General features: G+C 58.2%; 5 protein-coding genes and 3 tRNA genes. 7 read left to right on the top strand and 1 reads right to left on the bottom strand.

Features of this window, described 5'->3' with window-relative positions; all coding sequences use genetic code 11:
- Window positions 1–77: 77 nt before the first annotated feature.
- The 6 genes from alaS to KGA81_RS26325 all read left to right on the top strand — a co-directional run bounded on the left by alaS (window position 78) and on the right by KGA81_RS26325 (window position 4895).
- Window positions 78–2699: an alanine--tRNA ligase gene (gene alaS / locus KGA81_RS26300; protein ID WP_223549921.1), complete on the top strand. Its 2622-nt coding sequence runs from the start codon at window positions 78–80 to the stop codon at window positions 2697–2699.
- Between the two features lie 91 nt (window positions 2700–2790).
- Complete coding sequence (locus KGA81_RS26305) at window positions 2791–4032, top strand: aspartate kinase (RefSeq protein ID WP_007971040.1); 1242 nt, start codon at window positions 2791–2793, stop codon at window positions 4030–4032.
- A 188-nt stretch (window positions 4033–4220) separates the two neighbouring features.
- Window positions 4221–4409 carry a carbon storage regulator CsrA gene (csrA, locus tag KGA81_RS26310; protein WP_002554426.1) on the top strand — a complete coding sequence of 63 codons (189 nt, stop codon included), beginning with the start codon at window positions 4221–4223 and terminating at the stop codon, window positions 4407–4409.
- Window positions 4410–4471: 62 nt separating this feature from the next.
- A tRNA-Ser gene (locus KGA81_RS26315) sits at window positions 4472–4562 on the top strand.
- Window positions 4563–4669: 107 nt separating this feature from the next.
- A tRNA-Arg gene (locus KGA81_RS26320) sits at window positions 4670–4746 on the top strand.
- A 72-nt stretch (window positions 4747–4818) separates the two neighbouring features.
- Window positions 4819–4895: transfer RNA gene (locus KGA81_RS26325), tRNA-Arg, on the top strand.
- 19 nt (window positions 4896–4914) lie between these two features.
- Here the strand turns inward: KGA81_RS26325 and KGA81_RS26330 are convergent.
- Window positions 4915–5433 (bottom strand): cell envelope protein SmpA, encoded by a 519-nt coding sequence (locus KGA81_RS26330; RefSeq protein ID WP_223549932.1) that lies wholly within the window; start codon window positions 5431–5433, stop codon window positions 4915–4917.
- A gap of 317 nt (window positions 5434–5750) precedes the next feature.
- Between KGA81_RS26330 and mgtE the strand changes: the two genes are divergently transcribed.
- A complete protein-coding gene (gene mgtE / locus KGA81_RS26335) occupies window positions 5751–7193 on the top strand; it encodes a magnesium transporter (RefSeq protein WP_223549923.1) in 1443 nt (480 codons plus the stop codon).
- Window positions 7194–7520: the final 327 nt, after the last annotated feature.

The following is a 7520-nucleotide window of genomic DNA, read 5'->3' on the forward strand; positions in this document are numbered from 1 at the left end:
AATGCGGCCCTTTGCCGTCGCTTCGTCTGTTGACGTTTCGAACAGGCCTTTGGCCGCAGCCTCCGTGGAAGAACCTAATGAAAAGCGCAGAAATCCGTGAAGCCTTCCTTCGCTTCTTCGAAGAGCAAGGCCACACCCGTGTAGCCTCCAGCTCTTTGATTCCGGGCAACGACCCAACCCTGCTGTTCACTAACGCGGGGATGAACCAGTTCAAGGACTGCTTCCTGGGCCAGGAAAAGCGCGCGTACACCCGCGCGGTCAGCAGCCAGAAATGCGTGCGCGCCGGCGGCAAGCACAACGATCTGGAAAACGTCGGTTATACCGCCCGTCACCACACCTTCTTCGAAATGCTGGGTAACTTCAGCTTCGGCGATTATTTCAAGCGTGATGCCATCACCTACGCCTGGAACTTCCTGACGTCCGACAAGTGGCTGAACCTGCCGAAGGAAAAGCTCTGGGTCACCGTCTACGCCAGCGATGACGAGGCGTACGACATCTGGACCAAGGACATCGGGGTTCCGGCCGAACGCATGGTGCGCATCGGCGACAACAAGGGCGCGCCGTACGCCTCCGACAACTTCTGGACCATGGGCGATACCGGCCCGTGCGGTCCTTGCACCGAGATTTTCTACGATCACGGCGCCGACATCTGGGGCGGCCCACCGGGTTCGCCGGAAGAAGACGGCGACCGTTACATCGAGATCTGGAACAACGTGTTCATGCAGTTCAACCGCACCGCCGATGGCGTGTTGCACCCGCTGCCAGCGCCGTCGGTCGACACCGGCATGGGCCTGGAGCGGATCAGTGCCGTGCTGCAGCACGTACACTCGAACTATGAAATCGACCTGTTCCAGAGCCTGCTGAGCGCGTCGGCCAAGGCCATCGGCTGCACCAACGACGCCCAGGCTTCGCTGAAAGTGGTGGCTGACCACATCCGTTCCTGCGGTTTCCTGATCGCCGACGGCGTGCTGCCGTCCAACGAAGGCCGCGGTTACGTGCTGCGCCGGATCATCCGTCGCGCCTGCCGTCACGGTAACAAACTGGGCGCCAAGGGCAGCTTCTTCTACCAGATCGTCGCGGCCCTGGTCGCCGAGATGGGCGAAGCTTTCCCGGAACTGAAATCCCAGCAGGCGCACATCGAGCGCGTGCTGAAGGCCGAAGAAGAGCAATTCGCCAAGACCCTGGAGCAGGGCCTGAAGATCCTCGAGCAGGATCTGGCTGAACTCAAAGGCGACGTGGTGCCCGGCGACGTAGTGTTCAAGCTTTACGACACCTACGGTTTTCCGATGGACCTGACCGGCGACATCGCTCGCGAGCGCAGCCTGACCATCGATGAAGAAGGTTTCGAGCGTGAGATGGAGGCCCAGCGCGTCCGTGCCCGTTCCGCCAGTTCCTTCGGCATGGACTACAACAGCCTGGTCAAGGTTGACGTGGCCACCGAGTTCACCGGTTACATCGCTCACAGCGGCTCCGCCAAAATCGTTGCGCTGTATAAAGACGGCCAGTCGGTCGACGTATTGAGCGAAGGCGATGAGGGCGTGATCGTTCTCGACAAGACGCCGTTCTACGCCGAGTCCGGTGGTCAGGTCGGTGATTGCGGTTACCTGCAGGCCGGCAGCGCGCGTTTCGATGTGCGTGACACCACCAAGACCGGCGGTGCATTCCTGCACCACGGTATCCTGGATTCGGGTAGCCTGATCGTCGGTGCGCCGGTCGAGACCCATGTTGACGCCGAGGTGCGTCACGCCACGTCGTTGAACCACTCTGCGACTCACTTGCTGCACGCTGCATTGCGCCAGGTGCTGGGCGATCACGTTCAACAGAAAGGCTCGCTGGTCGACAGTCAGCGTCTGCGTTTTGACTTCAGCCACTTCGAGGCCATCAAGCCTGAGCAGTTGAAAGCGCTGGAAGACATCGTCAACGCCGAGATTCGCAAGAATTCCGAAGTTGAAACCGAAGAAACCGATATCGAAACCGCCAAGCAAAAAGGCGCCATGGCGCTGTTCGGCGAGAAGTACGGCGACAGTGTGCGCGTGCTGAGCATGGGCGATTTCTCCGTCGAACTGTGCGGCGGCATCCACGCCAACCGCACCGGCGACATCGGCCTGCTGAAAATCATCAGCGAAGGCGGTGTGGCATCGGGTGTGCGTCGTATTGAAGCCGTTACCGGTGCGCAAGCGCTGGCCTACTTGAACGCGGCGGAAGAACAACTCAAGGAAGCGGCCAGCCTGGTCAAGGGCAGCCGCGACAACCTGATCGACAAGCTGTCGGCTGTGCTGGAGCGCAACCGTCAGCTGGAGAAGCAACTCGAGCAGTTGCAGGCCAAGGCTGCCAGTGCCGCGGGCGACGATCTGTCGGCCCAGGCGCAGGACGTCAAGGGCGTGAAAGTGCTGGCCGTGCGTCTGGACGGTCAGGACGGCAAGGCGCTGCTGGCGCTGGTCGATCAACTGAAAAACAAACTCGGCCGCGCAGTGATCCTGCTCGGCAGTGTCCATGAGGAAAAGGTCGTTCTGGTTGCAGGCGTAACCAAAGACCTGACTGGCCAACTCAAAGCCGGTGATTTGATGAAGCAAGCCGCTGCGGCAGTGGGCGGGAAGGGTGGTGGTCGTCCAGACATGGCGCAAGGCGGCGGTACCGACGCTGGCGCACTGGATGCGGCACTGGCCCTGACCGTTCCGTTTGTAGAGCAGGGTCTATAAGGCAGTGCTTGCGGCCCGCAGTCTAGTGGCGGGCCGCAACGCTGTTTGAGTGATTATTTGGGCGCCCTTCATGGGCAGAGGCGGCTTTGAAATGGCTTTGATCGTACAGAAATTTGGAGGCACCTCGGTCGGCACTGTCGAGAGAATCGAACAGGTCGCCGACAAGGTTAAGAAATTCCGCGATGCCGGCGATGACCTGGTGGTTGTGCTGTCTGCAATGAGCGGCGAAACCAACCGTCTGATCGATCTGGCCAAGCAAATCAGTGGCGACGGCCAACCGGTTCCGCGCGAGCTGGACGTGATCGTCTCCACCGGTGAGCAGGTAACGATTGCCCTGTTGGCCATGGCACTGATCAAGCGTGGCGTGCCGGCGGTGTCGTACACCGGCAACCAGGTGCGGATCCTGACGGATAGCGCACACAATAAAGCGCGTATCCTGCAGATTGATGACCAGAAGATTCGCGGTGACCTGAAGGCAGGTCGTGTGGTGGTTGTCGCCGGTTTCCAGGGCGTCGACGAGCACGGCAACATCACCACCCTCGGTCGTGGCGGTTCCGACACCACCGGCGTGGCGCTGGCGGCAGCCCTGAAGGCTGACGAATGCCAGATCTACACCGACGTCGATGGCGTCTACACCACCGACCCGCGTGTGGTGTCCGTGGCTCAGCGTCTGGACAAGATCACCTTCGAGGAGATGCTGGAAATGGCCAGCCTCGGTTCCAAGGTGTTGCAGATCCGCGCGGTCGAGTTCGCCGGCAAGTACAACGTTCCGCTGCGCGTACTGCACAGCTTCAAGGAGGGTCCGGGCACCCTCATTACTATTGATGAAGAGGAAACCATGGAACAGCCGATCATTTCCGGTATCGCTTTCAACCGCGATGAAGCCAAGCTGACCATCCGTGGCGTGCCAGACATCCCGGGCGTTGCCTTCAAGATTCTCGGCCCGATCAGTGCCGCGAACATCGAAGTCGACATGATCGTGCAGAACGTCGCGCACGATAACACCACCGACTTCACCTTCACCGTGCACCGCAACGACTACCAGGCGGCCCAGGCCGTGCTGGAAAAAACCGCCGGCGAGCTGGGTGCCCGTGAAGTCGTGGGCGACACCAAGATCGCCAAGGTGTCGATCGTCGGCGTTGGCATGCGTTCTCACGCAGGCGTGGCCAGCCGCATGTTCGAATCCCTGGCCAAGGAAAGCATCAACATCCAGATGATCTCGACGTCGGAAATCAAAGTCTCGGTAGTGATCGAAGAGAAGTACCTGGAACTGGCTGTGCGCGCTCTGCACACGGCTTTCGAACTGGACGCACCGGCCCGCCAGGGCGAGTGATGCGTTTGCCAAAAGGCGCGGTTTGACCGCGCCTTTTGTTTTTTTGAATGGCGTGGCCTCCGAGGCTGTTCTTTTGCTCGCGCTAGTCAATACTCAGGCATGTAGGGCTGCGACCGCTCCGGTTGTGGGTCGAGTGCCTTTTTTTTGCAGACTGTTGTCCCTGAAATGTAATGCGTGAGGAGAAAGGTATGCTGATTCTGACTCGTCGGTGCGCAGAAAGCCTGATTATCGGTGATGGCGAAATCACCGTGACCGTGCTCGGCGTCAAAGGAAATCAAGTGCGCATTGGTGTTAATGCCCCCAAAGAGGTGGCGGTTCACCGGGAGGAAATTTACCTGCGTATCAAGAAAGAGAAGGACGAAGAACCAAGCCATTAATTTTTATCGTTTTTTATGTTTGCAAACGGGGAAGAAGCTGGTTAATATACGCCCCGTGTTGCGGAGAGCTGGCCGAGTGGCCGAAGGCGCTCCCCTGCTAAGGGAGTACACCTCAAAAGGGTGTCGGGGGTTCGAATCCCCCGTTCTCCGCCATTATTTGCGTAGTACGTTGTAATCTGGCTTCTTCGGTAAGTTGTTGAAATTACTAGAAAAAGTGCTTGACATAGAGATTAGACGGCCTATAATGCGCGGCAACAAATGCACTCGTAGCTCAGCTGGATAGAGTACTCGGCTACGAACCGAGCGGTCACAGGTTCGAATCCTGTCGAGTGCACCATTTAAGAGTTAGTTGCAGTAATGCAAGTAACTTGGTTTCAGCCAGTTGTGGTCTGGTCTAAAAACACAAATTGCACTCGTAGCTCAGCTGGATAGAGTACTCGGCTACGAACCGAGCGGTCACAGGTTCGAATCCTGTCGAGTGCACCATACAACAGAAAGCCCGCATTTAATGCGGGCTTTTTGCCGTCCGGGATTTGGCTTTTCCTTTCGTGCATCCCTTCTCATCGAACTCCACGTTTGCGCTGCGACCTCTTCGGGTGTCGTAACGGTAGCTCGTGGCTGAATTGCGAATACTGATCTTGTCCGGCTTGCCGAGGGCGCTTTCGACGTCTTGCTGGCTCATGCCGGCGACCACTCGCTGATTGATGATCGCTTCGCGGCGCTCTCTGGCACTGATCAGGTTTCCACATTTGTCCTGCGCCTGACCGACCACGGTCGGCTCTTTCCTCTGGATTTTCATTCCTGGTGTTTCACGGGGCTCGGCTGGCGGCATCAGTGCCATCGCGCTGCCGGGTGTAAAGGTGCGCACGTCCTGAAGTGAAACGCTTTCTCCCGCGGCACAGCTCAAAGTGGTGAAGGTAATGCGCCCATTGGCCGCCTCGCAGCGGTGAACGGTACTGGCGAGCGCCAGGGGCGGGGAGCTGAGCAGGGTGAGCAGTAGAAAGAACTGTGTGATTGATGGCATCGGGCGTCCTCCATGACGTTTTTCAAGGGTAGCGGCTACAATTTTCCAAGGGTGGTGTGTTTTCTTTTCAGAATGCGTCGTCGCACTTTCATGGATCAGGAGATGCTCAGGTTTGTTGTGCAAGCGCTTGTTTCAGCCGAGATTTTTTAACGTTTAAAACCGTCAGGCGGTGTATCATTGCGCCCGTCAGCCCCGCCGGGGCTTGTGGAATACCTCCATGGACTTACCCAGTAGTTACTCAGTACCCCGTTTTACCAATCATGAATTGACTGATTGATCCTTCCGGCGTGCCCCGCTGCTGGGAGTGGAGTTCGCCTATGTCCGATGTTGAAGTAAAGAAAACGCAGGAAAGCTTGCAGGATCGCCTGGCTCAGGTGGTTGAGTTGCTGCAGCGCCAGCGCGTGGTAGAAGACCTGACTCACCGCCAGGAAGGCCCGCATCATGACCGGGTCGAGAACCTGGTCCACCGGCAGAACCTCGTCGAGTTGCAACGCAAGCTCGATGACCTGCACTCCGCCGACGTCGCCTACATCCTTGAAGCCTTGCCGCTGGACGATCGTCTGACGCTCTGGCAACTGGTCAAGGCCGATCGCGACGGCGACATCCTTCTCGAAGTATCCGATTCGGTTCGTGAAACCCTGATCGCCGACATGGACGATCACGAGCTCCTGGCAGCCGCCAAGGACATGGATGCCGACGAACTCGCTGACCTGGCCTCCGAGCTGCCGCGAGACGTCGTCCATGAGCTCATGGAGACCCTCGACCAGCAACAACGCGAGCGCGTGCGTTCGGCACTGTCCTACGACGAGGAGCAGGTCGGTGCGCTGATGGACTTCGAGATGGTGACCATCCGCGAGGATGTCAGCCTCGAAGTGGTCTTGCGTTATCTGCGCCGTCTCAAGGAGTTGCCAGGCCATACCGACAAACTGTTCGTGGTCGATTACGACGGTGTCCTCAAGGGCGTGTTGCCGATCAAGCGTTTGCTGGTCAACGATCCGGACAAACAGGTTTCCGAGGTGATGGCCAGCGATCCGGTGAGTTTCCACCCGGACGAAGACGCCTACGATGCGGCCCAGGCGTTCGAGCGTTACGACTTGATCTCCGCGCCCGTGGTCGACAAGAACGGCAAGCTGATCGGCCGTCTGACCATCGATGAAATGGTCGACCTGATCCGTGAAGAGAGCGAAAGCGAAGTTCTCAACATGGCGGGTCTGCGTGAAGAAGAAGATATTTTTGCGTCGGTCTGGAAGTCCCTGCGTAACCGTTGGGCCTGGCTTGCGATCAACCTGATTACCGCGTTCGTGGCTTCTCGGGTCATTGGTTTGTTTGAAGGCTCGATCGAGAAGCTCGTGGCGCTTGCGGCGTTGATGCCGATCGTGGCGGGGATCGGTGGTAACTCGGGTAACCAGACCATCACCATGATTGTTCGGGCCATGGCGCTGGACCAGGTGAGCACCGGCAATACCTCGCGCCTGATGCGCAAAGAGTTGGCCGTCGCGTTGATCAATGGCGTGATCTGGGGCGGGGTGATTGGTCTGGTTGCCTACATGCTCTATCACAGTTGGTCATTGGGCGTGGTGATGACTGCGGCGATGACGCTCAACCTGTTGCTGGCGGCATTGATGGGGGTCTTGATCCCGATGACCCTGGCGAAGATGGGGCGTGACCCTGCGATGGGCGCCAGTGTGATGATTACTGCCGTGACCGACAGCGGCGGCTTTTTCATCTTCCTGGGGCTGGCGACAATCTTCCTGCTCTAAAGTCCGCTTCACTTAAACCCGCCGTCAGGCGTAATGCTGTTGTAGGAGCGAGCTTGCTCGCGATGGTCGCCAACGATAACGCGTGTTTACTGGCTAAACGCGGCGCGCTTGAGTCCATCGCGAGCAAGCTCGCTCCTACAGGGACCACAGCATTGCGCCTGACGGCGGGTTTTTTTGTGCCCGGATTTCAGGCAAAAAAAAGGTTCTTCACGGAATCCCGGGAAACACAGAAACAAGAACGCCGATTTGGTTGATGATGTTCGTGCGAGCAAACACATCTAACAAACCGGCGTTCTTATGCGCGATATTAATACTTTCCTTCCTTTT

Origin of the sequence: Pseudomonas sp. A-B-19, assembly GCF_019947515.1 — a bacterium.
Classification (GTDB): Bacteria; Pseudomonadota; Gammaproteobacteria; order Pseudomonadales; family Pseudomonadaceae; genus Aquipseudomonas.